This is a genomic window from Marinobacter sp. DY40_1A1 (assembly GCF_016597815.1).
GTDB classification, from domain to species: domain Bacteria; phylum Pseudomonadota; class Gammaproteobacteria; order Pseudomonadales; family Oleiphilaceae; genus Marinobacter; species Marinobacter xiaoshiensis.
On record NZ_VCHA01000005.1, the window covers coordinates 143,974 to 167,312 of the forward strand.

22 protein-coding genes are annotated in these 23,339 nt (G+C 53.1%); 8 read left to right on the top strand and 14 right to left on the bottom strand.

Features of this window, described 5'->3' with window-relative positions; all coding sequences use genetic code 11:
• Positions 1–15 precede the first annotated feature (15 nt).
• Positions 16–2,406: a putative bifunctional diguanylate cyclase/phosphodiesterase gene (locus FFI61_RS13525; protein WP_200371110.1), complete on the top strand. Its 2,391-nt coding sequence runs from the start codon at positions 16–18 to the stop codon at positions 2,404–2,406.
• On the opposite strand, the gene FFI61_RS13530 is transcribed toward FFI61_RS13525, so the two are convergent.
• The 4 genes from FFI61_RS13530 to FFI61_RS13545 form a co-directional block, all read right to left on the bottom strand.
• Positions 2,384–3,166 (bottom strand): substrate-binding periplasmic protein, encoded by a 783-nt coding sequence (locus FFI61_RS13530; protein ID WP_200204430.1) that lies wholly within the window; start codon positions 3,164–3,166, stop codon positions 2,384–2,386. The genes FFI61_RS13525 and FFI61_RS13530 overlap by 23 nt on opposite strands.
• A 175-nt stretch (positions 3,167–3,341) precedes the next feature.
• Positions 3,342–4,529, bottom strand: a complete 1,188-nt coding sequence (locus FFI61_RS13535; RefSeq protein WP_200204433.1) for an iron-containing alcohol dehydrogenase — start codon at positions 4,527–4,529, stop codon at positions 3,342–3,344.
• Positions 4,530–5,075 carry a hypothetical protein gene (locus FFI61_RS13540; protein ID WP_200204436.1) on the bottom strand — a complete coding sequence of 182 codons (546 nt, stop codon included), beginning with the start codon at positions 5,073–5,075 and terminating at the stop codon, positions 4,530–4,532.
• Positions 5,076–5,246: 171 nt separating this feature from the next.
• Positions 5,247–6,488 carry a M48 family metalloprotease gene (locus FFI61_RS13545; RefSeq protein ID WP_200371488.1) on the bottom strand — a complete coding sequence of 414 codons (1,242 nt, stop codon included), beginning with the start codon at positions 6,486–6,488 and terminating at the stop codon, positions 5,247–5,249.
• A 330-nt stretch (positions 6,489–6,818) separates the two neighbouring features.
• Between FFI61_RS13545 and htpG the strand changes: the two genes are divergently transcribed.
• The 4 genes from htpG to FFI61_RS13565 all read left to right on the top strand — a co-directional run bounded on the left by htpG (position 6,819) and on the right by FFI61_RS13565 (position 11,770).
• Positions 6,819–8,711, top strand: a complete 1,893-nt coding sequence (gene htpG, locus FFI61_RS13550) for a molecular chaperone HtpG (RefSeq protein ID WP_200371112.1) — start codon at positions 6,819–6,821, stop codon at positions 8,709–8,711.
• 4 nt (positions 8,712–8,715) lie between these two features.
• Positions 8,716–8,934: a DUF2835 domain-containing protein gene (locus FFI61_RS13555; protein WP_200204447.1), complete on the top strand. Its 219-nt coding sequence runs from the start codon at positions 8,716–8,718 to the stop codon at positions 8,932–8,934.
• A gap of 226 nt (positions 8,935–9,160) precedes the next feature.
• Complete coding sequence (locus FFI61_RS13560) at positions 9,161–10,675, top strand: catalase (protein WP_200371113.1); 1,515 nt, start codon at positions 9,161–9,163, stop codon at positions 10,673–10,675.
• A gap of 105 nt (positions 10,676–10,780) precedes the next feature.
• Positions 10,781–11,770: a tRNA dihydrouridine synthase gene (locus FFI61_RS13565; RefSeq protein ID WP_200371114.1), complete on the top strand. Its 990-nt coding sequence runs from the start codon at positions 10,781–10,783 to the stop codon at positions 11,768–11,770.
• Positions 11,771–11,777: 7 nt separating this feature from the next.
• On the opposite strand, the gene FFI61_RS13570 is transcribed toward FFI61_RS13565, so the two are convergent.
• Complete coding sequence (locus FFI61_RS13570; protein ID WP_200371115.1) at positions 11,778–12,791, bottom strand: class I fructose-bisphosphate aldolase; 1,014 nt, start codon at positions 12,789–12,791, stop codon at positions 11,778–11,780.
• Positions 12,792–12,976: 185 nt separating this feature from the next.
• Between FFI61_RS13570 and FFI61_RS13575 the strand changes: the two genes are divergently transcribed.
• Positions 12,977–15,058: a dehydrogenase gene (locus FFI61_RS13575; RefSeq protein ID WP_200371116.1), complete on the top strand. Its 2,082-nt coding sequence runs from the start codon at positions 12,977–12,979 to the stop codon at positions 15,056–15,058.
• Between the two features lie 7 nt (positions 15,059–15,065).
• Here FFI61_RS13575 and FFI61_RS13580 read toward each other — a convergent pair whose 3' ends face one another.
• A complete protein-coding gene (locus FFI61_RS13580) occupies positions 15,066–15,332 on the bottom strand; it encodes a DksA/TraR family C4-type zinc finger protein (protein ID WP_200204580.1) in 267 nt (88 codons plus the stop codon).
• 118 nt (positions 15,333–15,450) lie between these two features.
• Between FFI61_RS13580 and FFI61_RS13585 the strand changes: the two genes are divergently transcribed.
• Positions 15,451–16,209 carry a DUF1499 domain-containing protein gene (locus FFI61_RS13585; protein WP_200371117.1) on the top strand — a complete coding sequence of 253 codons (759 nt, stop codon included), beginning with the start codon at positions 15,451–15,453 and terminating at the stop codon, positions 16,207–16,209.
• A 100-nt stretch (positions 16,210–16,309) separates the two neighbouring features.
• A complete protein-coding gene (locus tag FFI61_RS13590) occupies positions 16,310–17,008 on the top strand; it encodes a class I SAM-dependent methyltransferase (protein WP_200371118.1) in 699 nt (232 codons plus the stop codon).
• A 37-nt stretch (positions 17,009–17,045) separates the two neighbouring features.
• Here the strand turns inward: FFI61_RS13590 and FFI61_RS13595 are convergent, their stop codons facing one another.
• The 8 genes from FFI61_RS13595 to FFI61_RS13625 all read right to left on the bottom strand — a co-directional run bounded on the left by FFI61_RS13595 (position 17,046) and on the right by FFI61_RS13625 (position 23,335).
• Positions 17,046–17,417: a YajD family HNH nuclease gene (locus FFI61_RS13595; protein WP_200204462.1), complete on the bottom strand. Its 372-nt coding sequence runs from the start codon at positions 17,415–17,417 to the stop codon at positions 17,046–17,048.
• 46 nt (positions 17,418–17,463) lie between these two features.
• Positions 17,464–18,258, bottom strand: a complete 795-nt coding sequence (locus FFI61_RS13600; RefSeq protein WP_200371119.1) for a hypothetical protein — start codon at positions 18,256–18,258, stop codon at positions 17,464–17,466.
• A 203-nt stretch (positions 18,259–18,461) separates the two neighbouring features.
• Entirely contained in the window at positions 18,462–18,815 is a 354-nt protein-coding gene (locus FFI61_RS13605) for an MliC family protein (RefSeq protein ID WP_200204466.1), read from the bottom strand.
• Positions 18,816–18,853: 38 nt separating this feature from the next.
• Positions 18,854–19,462 carry an FMN-binding glutamate synthase family protein gene (locus FFI61_RS17970; RefSeq protein ID WP_320159569.1) on the bottom strand — a complete coding sequence of 203 codons (609 nt, stop codon included), beginning with the start codon at positions 19,460–19,462 and terminating at the stop codon, positions 18,854–18,856.
• Positions 19,455–20,384: a glutamate synthase-related protein gene (locus FFI61_RS17975; RefSeq protein ID WP_265092141.1), complete on the bottom strand. Its 930-nt coding sequence runs from the start codon at positions 20,382–20,384 to the stop codon at positions 19,455–19,457. Before FFI61_RS17975 ends, FFI61_RS17970 begins: the two co-directional genes overlap by 8 nt.
• Before the next feature lie 27 nt (positions 20,385–20,411).
• Complete coding sequence (locus FFI61_RS13615) at positions 20,412–21,665, bottom strand: glycerophosphodiester phosphodiesterase family protein (RefSeq protein WP_200371120.1); 1,254 nt, start codon at positions 21,663–21,665, stop codon at positions 20,412–20,414.
• 73 nt (positions 21,666–21,738) lie between these two features.
• A complete protein-coding gene (locus FFI61_RS13620; protein WP_200371122.1) occupies positions 21,739–22,524 on the bottom strand; it encodes a DeoR/GlpR family DNA-binding transcription regulator in 786 nt (261 codons plus the stop codon).
• Positions 22,525–22,540: 16 nt separating this feature from the next.
• Positions 22,541–23,335 (bottom strand): HAD-IIB family hydrolase, encoded by a 795-nt coding sequence (locus tag FFI61_RS13625; protein ID WP_227714929.1) that lies wholly within the window; start codon positions 23,333–23,335, stop codon positions 22,541–22,543.
• Positions 23,336–23,339: the final 4 nt, after the last annotated feature.

The following is a 23,339-nucleotide window of genomic DNA, read 5'->3' on the forward strand; positions in this document are numbered from 1 at the left end:
ACACAGGGAAAATAAATGCCTAAAAGACAAGGTTGGTATCGGCAGCCACCGCGGCTAAAAATAGCGGGGATGGTTGCAGGACTTTTTTCCCTGGTATTGATCGCTATGATCTGTGCCGTTTCCATTGTTCAGATTCAGGCTGCGATCACGGCCTATGCGGGTGGCGAAAGTATCTGGTCCAGATCCCAGCTTGCTGCAGTGATCTATTTTGATCGCTACGCCCTTTCTGGTGACCCTCAGGAATTGGAACAGGCCAGAAACAGGCTTTCTGTCCCGCTTGCCGATCGCGAGGCACGTTTGGCCATGGAGGCCGAATCGTTTGATAGAGGTGCGGCCAGAGCCGGACTTATTGCCGGCAATAATCACCCGGCTGATGTTGATGGCATGATCTGGCTCGTGCGCAACCTGTCTGATTTCGATGACTTCAAGAAAGCGATAGTTGCATGGCAAGAGACAGATCCCGGATTACTTGAACTTCGCGAAATTGGTAATGAACTGGAATTGGAATGGTCCCGAGCGCAGCCTGACCGGGAGAAACTGGCATTGCTGCGGCAACAGCTGGCGGAGGCAAACGACAAGCTGCAGATACATGCGGTGCGATTTCGCGAAGCTATGGCCAGTGCAACCAGAAGGTCAGCAAGCGTACTGTCTATTGTAAGCACAGTCTTTTTGTTGATCCTTGCGCTTGTGGCCTGGCAACTTAGTTCCCGCCTGACACGCTCGGTTCGGCACTCGGCACAGAATTTCCGCGCTATTTTTGAACAGGCAGCAGTTGGTATAGCTCAGCTCAGGAGCGACGGCCGTGTGCTTGATGTCAATGAAGCGCTCAGCGGAATTACCGGGTATTCCAAACCCGAGTTACTTGCCATGCGGTACGAAGACCTGTTGTTTCCCGAAGACTGGGAGTCCGGTCGCTTACAGCAGCAGGCAGTGATGCTTGGGGAATCTGCCAGCTATTCCTTTCAGCAACGCCTGAAGAATTCCAGCGGAGACGCACTCTGGGGAAGGCTCACTGTGTCTATGAGCGACTTCCCCAAAGATCGCACAAGCAATTATATCGTTGTACTGGAAGATATTTCCGACTCCTACCGCATGTCAGAGGAGTTGAGCTACCAGGCGAATCACGATGCACTAACCGGGCTGATAAACCGTCGGGCATTCGAGCGTCATCTGGAGACAGTACTGAGAGAGGCGCGCTCAGAACACAGTAATCATGCCTTGTGCTTCCTTGATCTGGACCAGTTCAAAGTTGTTAACGATACATCCGGCCATTTGGCGGGTGATGAGTTGCTTCGGCAAGTTGCTGCCATTGCCCGCCACTCACTGCGGGAGAGTGACATTCTTGCACGACTGGGTGGCGATGAGTTTGGCATTATTCTGCGCAACCTCTCGGCAGATGCAGCGTCCGACATAGCGGAAAAACTCCGTGCGGCAATTGAGGATATGACGTTCACATGGGAAGGCCGAAGCCACAGTGTGGGTGGCAGTATTGGTGTTGTGCCAATAACCCCCGGGGTTGCCAATGCCAGTTCGCTGATGCGTGCAGTGGATATTGCTTGCTACGTGGCCAAAAGCCGCGGACGTAACCGGACTTACCTTTCCGTTAAAGATGACCTTCAGATCACCGAGCAACGTACGGAAATGGAGTGGGTGAGTCGTATTCATGAGGCTTTGCAGGAAAACCGCTTCTTTCTTGACGCCCAGTTTATCCTGCCTCCGGCGAATACAGACGGTCGGATAAGGTACGAGGTTCTGGTCCGGATGAAAGGCGAAGACGGGAAAACTGTTCCCCCGGGCGCCTTTCTTCCTGCTGCTGAGAGGTTTGGAATCGCCCCCAAGATCGATCGCTGGGTGATCGACGAAGCTTTCCGCCAGTTAGTGGCTCATCCAACGCACCTGAATGAACTTGATGCCTGTCATATTAACCTGTCTGGTCGCTCATTTGACCAGCCTGATTTTGCTGACTTCGTGATCGAACGGTTACAGCATTACGGGCTATCGGGCAGCAAAATCTGCTTTGAACTTACTGAAACAGCGGCCATGCATAACCTTGCAGATGCTCAGAGTTTCATGGAACGCCTGAAAGGCTCGGAGTGCAGGTTTGCACTGGATGATTTTGGAACCGGATTGTCGTCGTTCAGCTACCTTCGACGGCTGCCGGTCGACTATCTGAAAATTGATGGTGTATTCGTGCGGGACATAGTCACTGACCAAACGGATTTGGCGATGGTTCGGGCAATAAACGATATTGGTAAAACCCTGAGGAAAAAAACCATCGCCGAGTTTGTCGAGAATGACGACACACTGGAACTGCTCAAAGAAATGGGCGTGGACTATGTGCAGGGATACGGGCTACATCGCCCGTGTTTGTTCCAGGATATCCTTACCGGTAGTTTGCGAGGATAGCGGCCAGTTCGCCGCTCTTGCGGATACGTGCCAACTCAGCGTTGAATTGATCGGCAAAAGGCCGGGCTTCCTTGCGCAGCATTATCCGGAATCCGTAGGAACTGATATCCCCTGAAGAAACTGCAAATTGATCCTGCAAACCTTCGTTTTTCAGTATCCACTTGCCCACAAGCAAATCCACTACCGCAGCGTCAAAACGGTCCCCGTGAAGTAAAAAGTTAAACATGTCCCTGTCCTGGGACACATCAAAACGCTTGATAGCACCAGACTCAAAATGCGGTTCCAGTACAGGGTAGATGTAGCCTAGATGGGCAACGACCGTTTTTGAGAAAAGGTCTTCGGGGGAATGATAGGTCTCGCCAGTGCTTTTGGGTGTAAAGAAAACCTCTTGCACATCCACTACAGGCTCTGTGAACAGAAAGTCGTCGGGGTTTTGTGTCCATTCAATTGCTCGGGAGGTGCCATCGATATAGCCATCCAGCAGCATCTGGTCCACGCGTTTGCGAGGGATCTTTTTAGCGACTATTTCATAGCCCAGGCGCTCGGTAATCAGCGAAACCACGTCCCACATGATGCCGGAGGGCGCGTCCTGATCAACGATCATATAGGGCGGGTAGCCGTTTGGTGAAATATTGAAGCGAAACACCTTTGCATCGTTCGCAGAAGCGGTGTTTATGGCCAAGGCAAACATAAGCAGGAAAGGCAGGCAGACAAAGCGTCTTGTAAAAACTGTAATCCAGCCGAGTGTCGGGTGCTTCATCAAAAGGGGCTCTCTGGGGGTGGTGCTGTCCGTGAAAGAACTGACCCGGCTAAATCCCTGCCAGAAAGGAAGCAATTGTTACTCGTCTGTCTCCTTATTTCAATGCTGTTGGGTAATCTTGTGTTAACCGGAAACGGGGCCAGTATGCAGGCCCCGTTTCTGTGTGGCTGTTGTATCAGGCCCAAGCGCGTTGCAGCACGGCTCGCGCGTCCTTCAGAGTAACCTCTTTAGGATTGAACATGATAGAACCGTCGTCGAGCGCCATTTCTGCAATCTGGTCGAGCTGATCTTCAGTAACCTTGCCTGTTTCTTTAAGAGTGCGTGGCAACTTGCAGCGCTTGTAAAGCGCATCTCTGAGCTTGCGCAGCGCTGAAATACTGGCTTCTGCACGGCGGCTGGCAGGAGTGGCAGCGTAGACCTCCGGGCCTTCCAGGTGCAGTAGCAGTTCACTCAGTGGCTCGCGAATGGTTTCAAGGTTGTATTCAAGCACATAAGGCAGGTACAGGCTCATGCACAGGCCGTGGGGCAGGTGGCAGATAGCACCAGTAGCGTGGCCAAGAGAATGTACAAGCCCGACCATGGAGTTGGAAAACGCTATGCCAGCCATTGTGGACGCCTGCGCCAGCTCAAGCCTGCCATCGCTGTCTTTAGGGTTGTCCATTACCTGCAGCAGAGAGCGGCTGACCTTTTTGATGGCCGCTGTAGCATAGGCATCGCTCAGCGGGTTTTTCGCCATACATGTGAACGACTCAACCGCATGGGTCATAGCGTCCATAGCCGTGGCGGCCGTAATGTGCGGCGGCAGAGTCAGGGTCATACGCGGGTCAATCACCGCCGCGTTGGGCAGCAGGTAAGAAGAGGTGAACGGCAGTTTTACGCCTTTTTTCTCGTCGGTGATTACAGCAATGGAGGTCACTTCGGAGCCGGTTCCCGCAGTGGTAGGCACCACCAGGAAGGGTTTGAGCGGGCGTTTCAGCACGCCGGCACCGGAGTACTTGGCAATGTCATCACCGCCTTCTGAAACCAGAATGTTTACAGCTTTGCCGGTGTCGATGGCCGAGCCGCCACCAATGGCAATAATGGAGTCGCATTTTTCCTTCCGGTAAACCGCGGCAATATCACGAACGACGGTGGTGGATGAATCTGGTGGCACATCGTCGTAAATGTTAACGATTTCTAGACCGCTTTCTTCGCAAGCTGCAATCACAGGGTCCAGTAATCCTGCGGCACGAACGCCCTTGTCTGTCACAACCATAGGGCGCTTGGCACCCAAGGCGCTTAGCTCGTAAGGGATATGCTCAAGGGCGGCTTTGCCGGCAATGACTTTTACCGGGCAGAAGAACTCATAGTAAGTGTTAGACATTTAGGCTCTCACTGTCTGGACAAAATGGGTGGCGACTTTCAGGTAAATCTGTGCGGCACTGATCAGCTTTTCCGGGAGGTGCAAGTTTGCCGGGTATTCTTTTACAGCACGCTCGGCAATGATCTTGGGCAGAATGAATGCCTCCAACCGGTTCAGTACCCGTGTCATGCGCACGGCGTAGCTCACATCGCCATCCACCAGCATGCGGTCATTGGCGAACGCGACCGAGGTTTTTTCCTGGAATGACAGCACCAGAAAGGCATGGGTAAGGTGCTTGAACTTGATGGACACGTCCACCGGGCGGGGGGCGGAGTCACCATGGTAATGGAAACGGCCGTTACCAATGTGCTCCACGATAAGCCTGGAACCCTCGGGCATTACCATCATTTCAAACAAGAACCCTTCAGGCAGTACTCGCGCCTCTCCCTGAACCTCGCTATCAACCTCACTGACCGCCTGTAGAGCCCGTCCCATAACCTGGAACATCAGCTCTACATAAAGGCGTTTAGCCTGCGAAGCCATCGGCTGGATACGTTTCGCTAACATGTCCGTCACCTGAATCTGGTTATTGATGACTAATTTTTAGAGTTATTGCTCTAGAAGTCAATGATCATGATGACAGTAAAATTGCGCATCCCCGGCAAACCCGGATTCAGAAACAAAAAAAGGCCGACATTCCAGGGAAGTCGACCTTTAGAAGCGTGATTTGCAGAGATGTTACTGGGTAAGCGCGGCCAGCTTTCGCCTGGCTTCTTCTGCAATTTCGCCGCTGGACTCCGCCGCTTTGCTGTAATAAGCGATAGCTTCCTTGCGGTTGTTTTCTTTCACGGCGATATCTCCAAGTCGCAGAAAGGCTATAGACGTTGGCACTACCTCGTTAGCGCGGGTCAGGTTCTCCCGCGCTTTGCTCAGATTATTAAGCTGCAGTGCGGTCAGACCATTGTGGATTCGATACATGAACATTTCGGGGTACATGGACACCGCTTTATCAAAATCAGCCTGGGCTTTTTCGGGCTGCTTTTGCTCCTGATAGATACCGCCACGCAAAGAATAGAACATGGCTTCGCGGGGTAGCAGGTTAATGGCCTCATTGACCTTTTTAAGCGCTGCATCCATATCGCCATTGGAGGCAAGTTTCATAGCTTCGTCGTGGGCGTCGTAAGCCGGTTGAGCCTTGCGCAGGAAAGCTGTTTTCTTCCTGTAAACATCTTCACCACGGTAGCCACCGCCACCTATCCTGGCGACCAGTTTACTGTTCTCCTGCACGCGCTTGGCGGAAGGTGGGTGGGTCGCAAAAAGGCCGTCTACAAATCCTGCCTGCTGCCCCTTCGAAAGCTGAAGAAAAATCTCTTGCAGCTCAACAGCAGCCTGCGGGTCGTAGCCAGCTTTTTTCATATAAACGATGCCGTAGTAATCCGATTCCAGCTCATCCCCCTGGCCGTATTGCGCCAGAGCAAGCTGCGCGCCGACAGCCGCACCACCCATAAGCAGACCAGCCCACTCATTATCAGACAGCGCAAACCCCAAACCGGCCACGCCCGCGCTGATCAGCATCCCCTTTTGCATACGTTGAACACTGTGGCGCGCCGCCGCATGCACAATCTCATGGCCCAGCACAGACGCAAGCTGGGCTTCATCACTAAGCTGAGTCAACAGGCCGCGGTTAATAGCAATCTTTCCACCAGGCAACGCCCAGGCATTCGGCACGCCGCTGTTAAGAACCACGAACTCGTAGGGCAGGTCAGGGCGGTCACTCACTCGCGCCATCTTCTCACCAACCTCCCTCACGTAGAGCGTAAGCTCGGGATCAACGTAAAACTGCCCGCCTTGAGTCTGCTGGGTGGGCGTATATTGCTCAGCACCCATGGCGAATTCCTGGCTCTCACCAATCAGCGAAAGCTGGTTCTCCCCGGTAACCGGGTTTACAGAGCACCCGGAAAGCACCAGCACAAGTGCCATAATTGGCGCACAACGTTGCAAGACGGCGTTTTTCACTCTCGACTCCTGTAATTGAATTCCTGAAACATATGATTACACGGCGGCTGCCTGCTTTACATACTTGAAAATTAAAACCGCTCCACTCCGGGGCTTGAAAACCCTCTGAACGACCCCATTTTCCTGCTAGACGAACTCACAAGCTGGATAACACGGGAGCAAGGGGCTTCTCCAAAACCGTGCGGAGCCATGGATGGCGGAGCCGAGCGTACAGGGATGTATCCACAGCGTGTTTTGGAGAAGCCCCTTGCTCCCGTGTTCACCTCAAATGTCGATTGCAGGAGAGATCAAAGAATGACAGTTGAATCGCAAAAAGAAACTCTAGGTTTTCAGACGGAAGTAAAACAACTACTTCACCTGATGATCCATTCCCTGTACTCAAACAAGGAAATTTTCCTCCGCGAACTGATTTCCAACGCCTCCGATGCCGCAGACAAAATGCGCTTCGCCGCCGTTAAAGATGACGGCCTTTACGAAGGCGACTCAGAGCTGCAGATCCGCCTGGATTTCGACAAAGAAGCCAACACCATCACCCTGAGTGACAACGGCATCGGCATGAGCCGTGAAGACGTTATCCAGAACCTTGGCACCATTGCCCGTTCAGGCACCGCAGAATTCCTCAAACAGCTCTCCGGTGATGAAAAGAAAGACAGCAAGCTCATCGGCCAGTTTGGTGTGGGCTTCTATTCTGCCTTCATCGTTGCCGACAAAGTTGATGTATTCACCCGCCGTGCAGGCACGCCAGCAGAAGAGGGCGTACATTGGCAATCAGCAGGTGACGGTGAATTTACCATCGAGCAAGTTACCCGCGAAAAGCGCGGAACCGAAATTGTTATACACCTTAAGCCAGACGCCACCGAATTTGCCGATGGCTTCCGCCTGCGCAACCTGGTGAAGAAGTATTCCGATCACATCTCCTTCCCGGTGGTTATGAAATCTGAGCCAACCGAAGAAGGCGAAGAGCCAAAAGACGAGACGATTAACGACGCTACCGCGCTGTGGACACTGCCTCGCACAGAAATCAAAGACGAGGAATACAAAGAGTTCTACAAGCACATTGCCCACGACTTTGAAGACCCGCTCACCTGGTCCCACAACAAGGTTGAGGGCAAGCTCGACTATACAAGCCTGCTGTACATTCCGGCCCGTGCGCCGTTTGACATGTACAATCGCGAAGCGCCTCGTGGTCTGAAACTGTATGTTCAGCGCGTATTCATCATGGACGACGCAGAACAGTTCCTGCCGTTGTACCTGCGCTTTGCCAAGGGGGTAGTGGACTCCAACGACCTGTCCCTGAACGTGTCCCGTGAAATTCTGCAGAACGACTCCACGGTAGACAGCATCCGCACAGCGCTTACCAAACGTGTGCTGGACATGCTAGGTAAGTTGTCCAAGAAAGATGCCGGTGAATACCAGAAGTTCTGGGATGAGTTTGGCACCGTTCTTAAAGAAGGCCCGGCGGAAGACTTCAGCAACCGCGAGAAAATCGCCGGCCTGCTGCGCTTTGCCTCCACCCACACAGGTGAGAGCACCCAGAATGTATCTCTGGACCAGTACATTGAGCGCATGAAAGACGGTCAGAACAAGATCTACTACATCACCGCTGACAACTTCATGGCCGCCAAGAGCAGCCCCCACCTGGAAGTCTTCCGCAAGAAAGGCATCGAAGTGCTTATCCTCTCCGACCGTATCGACGAGTGGATGATGGGTTACCTGAACGAGTATGACGGCAAATCCTTCCAGGACGTTGCCCGTGGTGATCTTGACCTTGGTGATGTGGAAACCGAAGAAGACAAGAAGCACAAAGAAGAAGCTGCTGAAGAACACAAAGAGCTTCTGGAGCGTATCAAAACAGCACTTACCGACCGGGTTCAGGAAGTGCGTGTCACCAACCGCCTGACAGATTCACCGGCGTGTTTGGTAACGGGCGATTTTGATATGGGAGCCCAGATGAAGAAGATCATGGAAGCGGCGGGCCAGAAGGTTCCCGACAGCAAGCCAATCTTTGAAATCAATGTAGATCACCCACTGGTTCAGCGCCTGGAAAGCGAGAAAGGTGATGAGCGCTTCAATGAGCTCGCAGCGGTTCTGCTGGATCAGGCTACACTGGCCAGTGGCGAGCAGTTGCAAGACCCGGGTGCTTACGTATCCCGCCTGAACCGTCTGTTGCTGGAACTGGCTAACTAAGCCCATGCACCAGATTATTGTGGACATAAGCATTAGCCCTGATGAGTGGATTAAATTTTATCAGGGCATTGCTACTGATGTTCACACCACGGCCCGGGACGGACGCTCCGTCCGTTTCCCGGCCCGTATCCTCTCCCGTTTCTATCTACGCGACGGCGTTCGTGGCTCCTTCCGAATTGTGTTCAATGAACAAGGTAAGTTTGAGTTCATTGAGCGTATTTAATGCCTCCTATTTATTGATAGTTAAAAGCTTTCGCAGTCTTTTCCGGAATTGATTATCCAGAAGGGCGTTGTAGTGCTTGAATGGTGGTTGAGGCTTACACCGAAACAAGGGATTGAGGAAAAGTTGCGAGGCACGAGTTTTGGCTCATCTATCCTCCAAAGCTTTAGTATCTCCAAGCCCGGGTATAAGCTGCTTAATTGTGTTTGGAACTTCAGAGGAATTGACCATGACCGATGAAAAATCGAATAAGAGCAAATGTCCGGTATCACACCTTACAACTGCCTTTGGTGCCCCGGTAGTCGACAATCAGAACTCGATGACCGCTGGCAAGCGTGGGCCTGTGTTGGTCCAGGATGTGTGGCTGAACGAAAAACTCGCCAATTTCGTGCGTGAGGTCATCCCTGAGCGTCGCATGCATGCCAAAGGCTCTGGAGCGTTCGGCACATTCACCGTAACCAACGATATCACCCGGTATACACGCGCCAAAATTTTTAGTGAAGTGGGTAAAAAGACTGAAATGTTTGCCCGCTTCAGTACCGTGGCAGGGGAGCGGGGCGCGGCTGATGCTGAGCGTGATATTCGCGGCTTCGCGCTCAAGTTCTATACCGAAGAAGGCAACTGGGACATGGTGGGCAACAACACACCTGTATTCTTTTTGCGGGATGCCAAAAAATTCCCAGACCTGAATAAAGCAGTAAAACGCGATCCAAAAACCAACATGCGTTCGCCGACGAACAACTGGGATTTCTGGACGCTTCTGCCAGAAGCCCTGCATCAGGTGACTGTAGTCATGTCGGATCGTGGCATTCCCAAGAGTTACCGGCACATGCATGGTTTTGGCAGCCACACCTATAGCTTCTGGAACGAAGCAGGTGAGCGTTACTGGGTGAAGTTCCACTTCAGAACGCAGCAGGGCATTGAGAACCTGACCGACGCCGAGGCTGCAGCGATTGTTGCTGATGACCGCGAAAGCCACCAGCGGGATCTCTTTGACGCTATCGAACGGAGCGATTTCCCACGCTGGAAAATGTATGTGCAGGTGATGCCGGAAGCCGATGCGGAAACCTACCACGTTCATCCGTTTGACCTGACCAAGGTTTGGCCAAAAGGGGACTACCCGCTTATCGAGGTCGGCGAATTTGAGCTGAACCGAAATCCTGAAAACTATCACATGGATGTTGAGCAGGCGGCCTTCTCGCCATCAAATCTCGTTCCTGGTATAAGCGTGTCCCCGGACAAGATGCTTCAGACACGACTAATCAATTACCCGGATTCGCAAAGGTACCGCTTGGGCGTAAACTATCAGCAGGTGCCGGTGAATGCTGCCAAATGTCCGGTTATGAGCAACCACCGCGATGGTCTTGGCCGGATGGACGGCAATTACGGTAGTTTGCCCCATTACCAACCAAACAGTTTCGGCCAGTGGAAAGATCAGCCCGAGTACGCAGAGCCGCCGCTCAAGATTGACGGCAATGCGGCCATGTTCGATTTCCGCGAAGATGATGACGATTATTACAGTCAGCCGCGCGCACTGTTTCAACTGATGACACCTGCCCAGCAGCAGGTACTGTTTGAAAACACCGGGCGGAATATGGGGGATGCTCCAGACTTCATCAAACAGCGCCACATCGACAACTGCACCCGTTGTGACCGCGCCTATGGCGAAGGGGTTGCCAAGGCTCTGGGTATGTCGGTCAAGTCGCCGGATGAATTATCTGCAGACCCTGAACTGGCAGAGTAATATCGGCTTGAATAAAAGCCCTCACGAGAAGTGAGGCAGTTGCCGAACTGCGCGGTTGCTTTTAGGGCTTCCGCGCATTTTTAATTTTGAATATATGGAGACCCTATGCGGATCATTCTTGCCCCGATGGAAGGGCTGGTTGACGCACCTATTCGAGAAACGCTCACAAAAGTTGGCGGGATAGACCGGTGCGTGACGGAATTTATCCGTGTGACCCACAGCATGTTGCCGCCAAGGGTCTTCTACAAGTTTGCGCCGGAGCTGCACAACCAGTCACTCACGCAAGTGGGTACCCCCGTGGCCGTTCAGCTTCTGGGTTCAGACCCCGAACAAATGGGCTGGCATGGCCGTAAGGCGGCGGAACTGGGCGCGACTCAGGTTGATATTAACTTTGGTTGCCCAGCGAAAACGGTGAACAAGCACAAGGGTGGCTGTGTGCTGATGCGTGAACCGGAATTGATGTATGAGATTGCAGCGGCGGTTCGCAAGGCCGTGCCCGCAGATGTTCCGGTAACCGCTAAAATACGCCTGGGGTATGACGATCGCTCAATGGGCGTAGCCTGTGCTCAGGCATTGGACGCTGCGGGCGCTCAAGAGATTGTTATTCATGCTCGCAGCAAAGTGGATGGCTACAAACCGCCTGCTTACTGGGAGGAAATTGCCAAGGCACGGGAGGCGGTGAAGGCCAAAGTCATTGCTAACGGCGAGATCTGGAGCGTGGCGGATTACTGGCGTTGCCGTGAGGTGTCCGGTTGTGAGGATGTAATGATTGGTCGGGGCCTGATTGCAAGGCCAGATCTGGCTCTCAAGATCAAAGCCAGCCAGCAGGGTGTTCAGATTGACGATATGACCTGGCCAGAAGCAGTGGTATTAGTGAAAGAATACGCCAGCGTGCTTCAGGGGTGGCTGGAAGACAAGTACGTAACCGGTCGCATCAAGCAGTGGCTGAACTTTCTGCGGCAGGGATTCCCTGAGGCTGAAGCTCTGTGGCCGCACGCCCGCAAGATCCGTGAGGTTGCGCCTATGCTGGCGTGCCTTGAGCAGGTTGTTCCTGCCTCCATTGCCAAATCCAAGGCTGCAGTGCAGGCAGCCTGATCTACCTTCAACTTTCCATATCGGGTGTGTACGAGCCTTGGGTCGCGGCTCCGTTCAGCCGTGCGCGTTTAAGCATGGCAGCCTGGGTGCGCGACCCGTTGTTCAAGTCTCCGGCCCAGGCTTTCTGTGCAGGCTCTTGTAGCGCACGACCGTAGGAAAAGCTCAGGTACCAAGGCTGTCGGCCAAGGCTGTTCATCGCGCTCAGGTTGAGAGTGGCTTCTTCCGGGGTTTGCCCTCCAGAGAGGAAGTTAATACCCGGAACGGCCGCCGGAACCACTCTGCGAAATACTCGTAAAGTGGCTTCTGCCACGACTTCCGGGGAGGCCTTCGGACACTCTTTGCCCGGCGTTACCATGCTTGGTTTAAGAATGATGGTTTCCAGTTGCACACGGTGGCGGCGAAGTGCATTGAAAACCTCTGCAATCACGATTTCGTTTACTTCCGCAGACCGCCCGATGGTGTGATCACCATCAATCAGAACCTCGGGTTCCACAATGGGCACAACGCCTATGGCCTGGCAGAGCGCGGCATAGCGTGCCAGCATTTCGGCGTTGGCCTCCACCGCCTGTCGTGAAGGCAGGGTGTCGGAAATATTGTACACGGCGCGCCATTTGGCAAAGCGGGCCCCCTGATTTTTGTAGATTTCCAACCGGTCGTCCAAGCCGTCCAGGCCGTAGGTTATTTCATCACCCGGGGCATTAATCAGTGGCTTCTTACCCTTGTCTACCTTAATGCCCGGCACAATTCCCTGGCTTTTCAGCAGGTCTGGAATGGTTACTCTCTCAAGGCTGTTTTGGCCAAGGGTTTCCTCAAAAAGAATCACGCCACTTATGAACTCACCAAGCCCGGGCGTGGAGAAAATAAGGCTGCGATATTCCTGGCGTTTGTCCTCGGTGGATTCAACACCAACGGCCTTGAACCGTTTGGCAATCGTGGGGTGGCTTTCATCGGCAGCGAGAATGCCTTTGCCAGGCTGAACAAGCGCCTGAACGGTTGCGTGCAATTCGGCTTGAATGCTCATATTGGCTCCTGTTGAAGGGGAAGGTATGTCGGGGCAGATATCCGTTGTGATATATCTTCAGTGTAGCCTGTTCATTTGGGGGCGGTTGGTATGACGCAGGATAAACTTGACCTGTGCTAAAACAATAATGGGTACATAGTCCTACTCTGTACATAACAAGGTTTCGGCAAGAACAAGGATTGGGTATGAAAACTGTTATCAGCGTAAGCCAAGGTTCATCCGAATACGATTACGATCTGGAAACCGAGTTTCTGGGACAAGCCTTCCGGGTGATCCGTGCCGGGACCGACGGAGATCTTTCTCGCGCGGTCGCGCTTCTGAAAACCTATCATGAGCGGGCCGACGCTTTTGGCCTCAGTATGGTATCCGATCATTATCAGGTTGGCTCTGTGAAGCTGGAACACCCGGACACCGCAAAGCTTGAAGCCTGTATTCCAGACAAACCGATAACCAGTGGCGCAGGGCTTCGGGGTATTCTTCAGGAGTGGGCTGTGCGCCTAACCCAAACCGAGTTGGGGCACTTCTTCGATAACGCCCGGGTACTCTTCCTGAATGGACAAGCCGGCTACCGGGTGGCAAAAGCCCTTTCCGAGCATACGGATAACCTTTTTTTTGCTGATCCGTATATGGACTTCGGCGTGCCACGGTTGCTCACCTCCCTCAAACAGCTGGAAACCTACAGCTCGTTGACCGCGCCGATCATGTTTCGCCCGTCAGCCTTGAAAACGCTTGAAACCGTGCTCCGCACGCCGCTGTATCGTCTTGGGGAGGGGCTGATCAAAGGCTCCCTGCATCAGGCTGCGAAAGACTCCCATGTTATCGTTGGCCACATGGGTGATCTGGCAAATTTCACCCACAAAGAGCTGGATGGCAAAACCATCATCACTTCCCGCGTAACGGAAGAGGCTCTGGACTGGATGCGGTCACGCAAGGTGGCCATGGTGGTGGATTACAGTCCCTGGCTGGAAGGTAGACCAGTGGGCGTGAATGTGATGGAAGCCATGATCAGCGCGGCGCTCTCACGTACCCCCGGCCAATTGGGTGCTGATGATTATCTTGGGGTGATTCAGAGCCTGGGTATTGAGCCGCGGATTCTCTACCCAAACGGTTATCGGCGGATAAACCGGTTTGCCTTTGTGATCCACCCTCTATCTCAGCAATACCTGACTAAAACGCGGCCACTGGATTGGGTTGCCAGTGTGTCACCGCCGATGGTGATGAACCTGGTGGAAAAAGCAGTGGCTTACGCGCCACCGTTCATCTATTCCAAAGTTAGCGGCATCAAATCGCCCACCGGGGATGAGGTGGAAGGGTGGCTGATTACCGTAGGCGGTACGCCAAAAGAAATCATGGCTCATGACCCCGAGTTTACCTATAGCCGACTGCTGGCTGCTGCCAATCTCGCGAAAAAGCTGGGGGCACAGATCATGGGCCTGGGTGCCTTCACAAAAGTGGTGGGAGACGCAGGCATTACCGTTGCAAAACGGGCACCGCTCCCGATTACCACAGGCAACAGTTACAGCGCTTCCGGTGCACTCTGGGCTGCCAAGGATGCGGTGAAAATGATAGGCCGCGCCAAGATAGGTAAAAACGGCAAGATGACAGGCAAAGCCATGGTGGTGGGCGCAACGGGTGCTATTGGGTCGGTATGCGCACGGCTGCTGGCCAAAGCGGTGGATGAGATTTATCTGGCCGCACCGGAACCGGCCAAACTTCTGGCTCTAAAGGAAAGCATTGAACAGGAGACGCCGGGAGCCATAGTACACGTGGCGGGCTCTGCTGACCGTGATCTGGCAGATATGGACATGATCGTGACAGCCACCTCCGGTGCCGGCAAACGCATTCTGGATATCATGAAAGTAAAGCCCGGTTGCGTGATCACTGATGTGGCTCGGCCGCTGGATATATCAGCAGAAGATGTGGCCAAACGTCCCGATGTGCTGGTAATTGAATCCGGAGAGGTTCAGTTGCCGGGCAATGATGTATATATGAAAAACATCGGCCTACCTGAAGGTGTAGCCTACGCCTGCCTGGCAGAAACTATTGTGCTGGCGCTGGAAGGCCGTTTTGAGAACTTTACACTGGGCCGCAACATTGAGTGGGAAAAGGTTCGGGATATTTACAAACTGGGCCTGAAGCATGGCATGACGCTGGCGGCCATATCCGGTGTGAACGGGGTATTCAATGAAGAGGACTTCGAGCGGGTGAGGGTGCTGGCGGCAAAAAGTGATGCCGGCGACTTGGCAGCAGCTACGCCGGACGCCTGACGCCCGGCTATCTCAGCTGGCTGTCTTTGCTGCCTCGGCGGTTGATGCCGCCTGATGTGGTTTCCTGCTTTTCCAGGGCCGCCTGGCAATTCACACACAGGCGTACACCGGAAATCGCTTTGCGCCGAGCTTCAGGAATAGGGCAGTCGCACTCTTCGCAGAATTCTGCACTTTCACCCCTGCCGAGCCGGCTACGTGCCTCAGCCACGGCATCCTCTACGCTCGCATCAATCTGATCTTGTACAGCCCCATCACGGGTCCAGCCACCAGCCATAACCTTACCCTCGGCAAAGCCTTTACCTGTTGTGATCCTTGAGCATACCAAAGCCAGGGTGATCGGGCTAAGGTATGGCATCGTAATAGTTTGTCCCATCCACAATGAAGGAATCAAAATGCTGTCAGCAAACAACTCACCACGACGCGGCGGAAAGTGGCCTCTTGTTACAGCGTGGCTTGCCATAGCCCTGTTGATCGTTGCAGGTGTGTTGATGGCCATTGCCGGGCCAGCTTACAAGGCAGAGTGGATCGGATTGGGTACTTCCTTCACGTGGTTGCGTCAGGGTGCACAACTGGCAATGGGCGCGGCTTTGCTTGGGCTGATAACTCTGGTACTTGCGGGTGTGTTGCGCCGGTGGCGGCCGGCTCTGGTGGGTGTGTTGGTAACCTTGGCGGTTGTGGCAATGGTTGCCATACCCATGCAGATGAAGGAGCGCGCCCAAAGCGTGCCCCCCATCCACGACATCACAACGGATATGGAAAACCCTCCTGCCTTCACATTGTTGGCGGCGGCCCGTGAAGAAGCCCCCAATGCCGTGGACTATCCCGGAGCGGAAACAGCGAAGCAGCAACAGTTAGCGTACCCCCAGTTAAAACCGATTCTGGTGGACGCGCCCCTGGCCAGTGTTATGGAAACGGTAAAAAGGAAGATTCAGGCCCGTGGCTGGAAGATTGCCGGAACCACCGACAACACCATCGAAGCCACTGCGACCACTCGCTGGTTCGGGTTTAAAGACGATGTGGCTATCCGTATGACGGAAACAGAGCAGGGCGTGCAAGTGGATATGCGTTCTGCCTCCCGATTGGGTAAGAGCGATCTTGGTACCAACGCCGAGCGGATTCAGATTTTCTTTGAGGATCTGGCAAAACGATAAAATAGTTTCTCAAGTCAGCCAGGGGGTATACTCTGAAGGAATAGGATTTGCCGCTTCATTTAACAGGTTGGCGGGCCTAACTCCTTCAGTGTGACCCTCAATGAAATCACCACTACGTCTTCGCTACCAAACTATTGAGTTCGGCAACGTGGACATTCACGTGTGCACTTTGCGTGATAATCAGCAGTTCGACGATCCAAACGATATCGCCCTCAAACTGGGCATTTCCTCTGCTACCTGGCCCCTGTTCGGGATTATCTGGCCATCAAGCCTGGTGCTTGCCCATTACATTGTGAACCATCCAACCGAGGGCAAGAGAATTCTGGAAATTGGCTGTGGAATGGCGCTTTCCAGCCTGCTTTTGAATGAACGTAATGATGATATTACAGCGACGGATTATCATCCTGAGGTGGGCGTATTTCTGGAGCGGAACACACAGCTCAATCACGGTAAAGCGATAGGTTATCAACGAGTTGACTGGGCGGACAAAGCCAGCGATCTGGGCTTGTTTGATATTATTATTGGTAGTGATGTGTTGTACGAAGACGAGCACATAAACCTGTTAGCGGATTTTATTGACCGGCACGCCAACACGGCCTGTGAAGTCATTCTGGTGGATCCGGGAAGGGGCAGAAAAAACAAGTTCAGTCGTCGCATGGAAACTCACGGGTTCAGCTTTTCTGAGGAAAAGCCGGAGTGTACAGACTATCTGGACAAGCCTTTCAAAGGGCATGTGCTCAAATTCCGGAGAGGAGATGCGCTGAGCCCGCCAGGCTCTGATTCAAGCAGCAATACCTGAATCGCTTGGTGTCCAGCGTGCACCGTGCGCCAGTTATTCAGCTCTTTTTCTCAAGCGCTTCCTTTAGCCCTGCAAACGGGTTGTGCGTTGCGGCTTCCCGGCGTTTTTCGGAACTGCCTCCGTAGCGCACAAAATCCTCAAACTTGCTGTGCTCTTCATCGTGACAGTACACGCACAACAATTCCCAGTTACTGCCATCGGCGGGATTGTTGTCGTGGTCATGGTCAACATGATGCACAGTAAGCTCACGCAAATTGATGCGCGTAAACTCACGGGCACAGCGGCCGCATACCCAGGGGTACATTTTCAGAGCGCGCTCTCGGTACCCACTTTCGCGTTTCGCAATATAATCACGCTGTTCAGCCAGCAGTCTGTCTACCTTGCTTGTGTTGCCTGTATTTTGGCTCATGCAGGATATTCCTTTAATAAACCGGAAGCGCCCCTCGGGTAAAGGGCTATTCCACTGTCGGGGCGTGATTGGGGCCCATGCTGTTTTGAAGATCAATCATCGACTGCTGGCTCACCTTTATCAAACCGCTTTGCGGGCGGTTCAGATCAACAACCAGTGTCATCAGCACTGCAAACGCCAGTATCAAGGGGATAGTGGCGACAAGTCGTCGTTTCCCTGTAAACCCGGCCTGAGTGCCCAGGGTGATCATCGTAAGCGCAATGATGGCGGATAGCGCTATCCATACAATGCCTGGAATACGGTTGCGCAACGCATCGGTCAGGCGTTTCTCATGCATATCAATCACATCGTTGACAGACTGGACCACCAGCGAAGTGTTTGTATTGGGGCGCGCAATGGCTGCTGCTGACACCTGCGCCCACAAGAGGCTATGGAGTTCAACAGATTCGGCTATCAGGGCGTTCAGGTTGCGGGTATTCGCAGCTTCTAACCGAACATCAACGTAGTCCTGCAAAAGCCGTTTAACTTCGGTTTTATATTGCTGATCAAGCAGATCAGCTCGCAAGTAGGCCGTGCCGATGCTGTTGGCTTCCTGAAGCACATCCTGTTTTCTTTGGTCATTCTGAGACGAGGCCATGGAAAAAGTGAATGCCAGCACAAACGCTGCCATAGCTAACAAACCACCAACCATTGAACCTAAAGACGCCATTGCGTCTTCATCCCGGCGAGTTCGGGTGCGTACGCCAAATTGGTAGCCTATTTCGCCGAAAGCCATCATCAGAAATGCAACTGCTACGTAAAGACCAGTTATAGGCAATGATTCAAACAACGCACTATTCATAGGTGCTCCAGCGCCGCGCAATGCTGCTCGTCTGCTATCGTTTTGGCAGAAAACGCGCGGCTAGAGAACAATATGAGGCTGGCAACAACTCCCAAATATTGCATAGCTATACCTCTTGAAGCAGGGCTTCGGGAAGCGGGAATCCAGCCTCTATATTAGTTCAAATGCGACAGAGCAAGCGTGATTTTCATCTCTTTCGACGCTCAGGATTCAGCACAGTTCTCTATTATTTTGCCGGAAGTGCCATCAGGCTTGTGGTGGAGCAGGGCAGCCTCAGCACCGGGCCCGGAGCCCTTTGTCCACCATTCCAGTTCGTTGCCAACGTAGCGTGAACCACTGGCAGACACTGCGATTTGCATGGTGTGCTTGGCACCCTTGTGCTGAATTACAGCAGATGTGTTGGAAGGGTAGGTTGCCGTAATCGTTTCGCCACTCTCGCATTGATAGGTGTGCGTGGCGGCTGTCTGGCTTCCGGCTTTTGCATCATCCTGTGGCGAACTTGCGCAGGCAGTGAGGAAAAGGGCAGACGCCAACGTAAGGGGAGCATAGATCTTCATACATACCTCAAAAGTCAGATGAGTGATGGAAAAGTTGATCAGGGTTCAATAAACCCTGAAAACTTTACTCCTGATAACAGAGCCATCTCCCGATGCCAAGTTGCCAAATCGTCTCTGTTGAATGAATTCAACGAATCGTGGCCACAAGCTCTGGCCATCACTTGCATCAACTCTACAGAGGCTTCAAAGAAATTCCTGAGCTGCCCGGCGGATTTTTCGACGTTCAAACGCTGCCGAAGATCTGCTTTTTGTGTGGCTATACCGGCAGGGCAGTTGTTTGTATTACACATGCGTGCAGCGACACAGCCTATTGATTGCATGGCGCTGTTTGCTATGGCTACGCCATCGGCGCCCAAAGCCAGGGCCTTCACGAAATCCATGGGTGTGCGCAGGCCACCGGTAATAATCAGGGTAACGTCGCCACCCGCGTCTTGCTCATCCAGATAGCGCCGTGCCCTTGCAAGGGCTGGTATGGTTGGCACACTGATGTGATCGCGGAACATTTCCGGCGCTGCACCTGTGCCGCCGCCACGACCGTCCAATATGATGTAGTCAGCGCTGGCATCCAGAGCAAACTGAATGTCCTTTTCAATATGGTTGGCGCTGAGTTTGAAACCAATGGGAATGCCGCCCGTTACCTCACGCACGCGATCGGCAAATTTCTTGAAATCTGCAGCCGTGTGCAAATGTGGGGGGAGATACAGCAGGCTCGCCTTCGGGAATACCGCGAACCTGTGAAATTTTACCGACGTTTTTATTGCCTGGCAGATGGCCGCCAGTACCGGTTTTTGCGCCTTGCCCACCTTTGAAGTGGAAAGCCTGAACATCTTTCAGTTTTGCTTCGTCATACCCGAATTGCGCACTCGCCAATTCGTAAAAATAGCGGGAGTTAGCGGCCTGTTCCTCTGGCAGCATTCCGCCTTCTCCAGAGCAAATGCCTGTCCCTGCCATTTCGGCGCCTTTCGCCAAAGCCAGCTTGGCTTCTTCAGACAGGGCTCCGAAACTCATGTCGGAAACAAGCAGGGGAATCTTGAGCTTCAGCGGCTTTCTGGCTCTGGGCCCGATAACCAGCTCGGTACTAACGGGAACATCTTCAAGCAGAGGCTGTGTAGCCATTTGCGCCGTCATCACCTGAATATCATCCCAGTGCGGCAGCAAATGACGGGGCACCCCCATGGAGGTCATAGGACCATGGTGCCCCATCTTTGATAAGCCATCTCTGGCCAGTTGATGTATGAACTCGACCGTAGGTTCCTCAACAGTGGCACTTGCCACGGGAATCTCACTTGCTCCCGCTTTGATGCCAGGCCCTTCCTTGCCAACTGCACTGGCATCAAACTGCTTATGAGTACCATCGCAAAACGGCAGATTTGCCGAATGTTTGCACTGGCACAAATAGGCATCACCAGATTTTTCAGCCGTGAAGGGTTTTGGTTTGAACTCAGTTCCCACGTGGGAACCGTCGCAAAACGGCTGTTTGCTGGAACGGCCACAGGTGCAAAAGTAGTATTCCTCGCCGTCTGCAAGATCCACTTTTACAGGCCTGTTATTCGCTACGATCGGGTTCATTAATTAACTCCAGGGTTCAGCGTCAGCTTATATGCCCATGCAGTTGGCGTAGTAGGTTGTAGTGGCCGGCCAGTCTGAAAAAATGCCGATTACACCCACTTCCTGAGCCAACACATCAATCACCGTGAACATGTCACCGTCATTGTTGATGGCATCGGTTACGCTCTGATAGTACCACCCGCCGCCAGAGTTTAGTGGCCCGCTGCGCTCAAGCGACCAGCCAATCAGGTCAAGGCCTGCGGATTTGGCGTTGAGAGCGTACTCGGAAGGTACAATTTCGTTGTTGCTGTTCAGGGTCAGCATTTTCCAGATTGCAGGTGCCAGAACAGGAACCCCTTGCTGAACGAGCTTCTCCATGTGTTCCAGGGATACGTTTTCAGGGGAGTGGTCGTCTTCATCAAGGAATACTGCCTGTTTTCCGAATTCAGGCGTTTCGTTTACCCAGAAAATCACGTCTTCCAGCAGGAACGATTGAGGCCAAACATCGGAGGGGCTAACGCCCGCCTGACGGTATTCATTGATCATCTGGCGCGCATAATCCTGCTGTGTGTACTCGCCTTCAAAAGGCATATCAACCACCGGGGTTTTCAGTTCCGGTGTAAATTGAACGCCCAACTCTTTGAGTAGTTCAATGCTTTCGCGATGGCTTAGCAAGGTACCGTTTGTTGAATATAAATCGGTTCGCCAGGCTGCAGTGCCGCCCAGATATTCCTCCGGGGTCGTTGCATCCGGGTTAAATGCGTCCATCTTTCCTCTGAGCGATTTAAACTCAGCCAATGTAATGTCGCTTGTGCGGCATTCAGCTTCTGCTTTTGTGCCTGTGGCCGGATCTGCAGGGGTGAAAGGCTTTGTGCACTTGGCGTTCAATTCCGGTACAGCCACTATGTTGGTGGTGGTGTGCAGATCATTCTGGGCGTGGCGGCACACAAGTTGCCTGTCCTTGGTAAAGGCCACGTCGCACTCCACAATCCCGGCCCCCATTCTGGCGGCAGCTATGTAGGATTCGCGGGTATGCTCGGGAAACTGCATGGGGGCACCCCGGTGGCCGATAGAGAAGGTCGACGACGTTACCGGCTTGGATTCACACGCTTGCAAGGACTGCTTCAGCTTGCCCTCGTCCATGTTGTTAACCAGGAAGTAAGGCCGTGGCCCAAGCTGAACCAGCGCCTGGCCATCTGTAGGGGTGGCTTCAGGTGCGTTGGTATCGTGGTGCATGCTGCTGCAACCAGACATAACCGCAAGAGAGCCAACTAGCAAAGGAAGGTACAAAGTGCGTTTCATGACAGAATCCTTCTGTATTTTTTGTTTAGGTTTGTAGTTCCGAGCTGAACATTAGTAGCCACCTCTTTAATGGTCAACTAATCACAGGTTGTGATTCGTCGCACTCAATAATGGCTATATAAGCGGGCAGATTTGCCCGTTGTTTCCGGGGTACGGAATCGGTATAAAAACGGTCAACATACTTGAACGTTGCGACCTTGCAGTGTGAATTCAGAGTCCATTTTCTGTGGTCTGCCACAAGCATACGGGTTCTGGTATTTGCAATGATTGCACGGCTAACTTCAGCCTCGCGGATTTCGTGATCCATCAAGCCTTGTTCCAGGTCCATACTTCCGGCACTGAAAATACCAAAGTCGGTTGTGAAAGAACTGAAGAAGCTGGTGACCTCGGGGCCAACCACATCGTGATGGTTGTGCCGGTACATGCCACCCGACACGATAACCTCAATACCCGGGTTGCTCGATAGGGCTGCTGCTACGCTGAGGTTGTTAGTCAGTATTCGAAGGGATTGATGATGAATCAACGCTTTCGCGACCTGCTCAACCGTACTGCCAACACCCAGACTAACGGTAGCGCCTTCCGGAATATCTGCCGCAACGCGTTTAGCCATCAGTTGTTTGACTAGCTGATGGGTGGGTTGTTCATCATGCAGGTAGGCCAGGTTAGAAGCGGGTTTTGCTGGCGGCAGGCTGACACCGCCATAACGGCGCCGTAACAAACCCAATTCGCACATCTTGTTGATGTCGCGACGAATGGTTTGCGTGGTGACGCCAAAGCGCTGAGCTATGTCTTCAACTTCGACATGCTCCTGTTCATGCACCCATTCCAGGATGCAGCGCTGGCGTTCTTTGGCACTCATCAGATTAGGTGCTCGGTCAGGTGCGATGTTGCAGCCAGGCCTCTGCCATTTCAGCAAAGCCCAAACCCGAGGGCTGGCTGACAATTGCCGCGGGCTGATGGGTCATAACGGGTAAATGCTTACGAATATTGGCCACACCAACACTCATCGGAAAACTGCGGAACATGCTCTCGTCGTTGGGTGCATCACCAATGAAAACAGAGCGCTTCTGCAAGGACTCGATATCCAGCCCCAGTAACTCCTGGCCCACTCGAAGCGACATAGTGGATTTGTCGAAATCGCCGAGCCAGATATTGATGTGGATAGAGCTTTGGCGAACGCTGAAGCCCTGAGCCACCAGAGGATCGTGAATCGCAGCTACCTGTTCAGGTGTCAGCGATTCCTGCTGGTTGTAGTCCACGGCAACGTCTACAAAACGGAAGGGTTGGTCTGTGGCCAGCTTGGCCTCGAAGTCCAGATCCAATGCGGCAACCGCATTCAAGATGGCCTGCTGGTCGCGGCGGTGTTTGGCCTCGTTTTCCCAGAAGTGCCAGCTAACTGTTTGTGGGGCAGTGCGTTCGGCATAGAAGGCTCCGCCTTCACCAATAACCGCTTTTACTGGCCAGGTACGAATGATCTGATCACACCAGCCAGCGCAGCCTCCGGTTACCGGGATGATACTGATGCCGGCCTCTGCCAAACGGCAGATAGCCTGATAGGTCTCTGGCAGAAGCCGGCCACCGGTGGTGAGCGTATCGTCCACATCGGTGAAGAGAATGTCGGCCTTGCCAAAATCGATACTGTCTTTCATAGAATCGGTTTTCCAGTCCATAGTG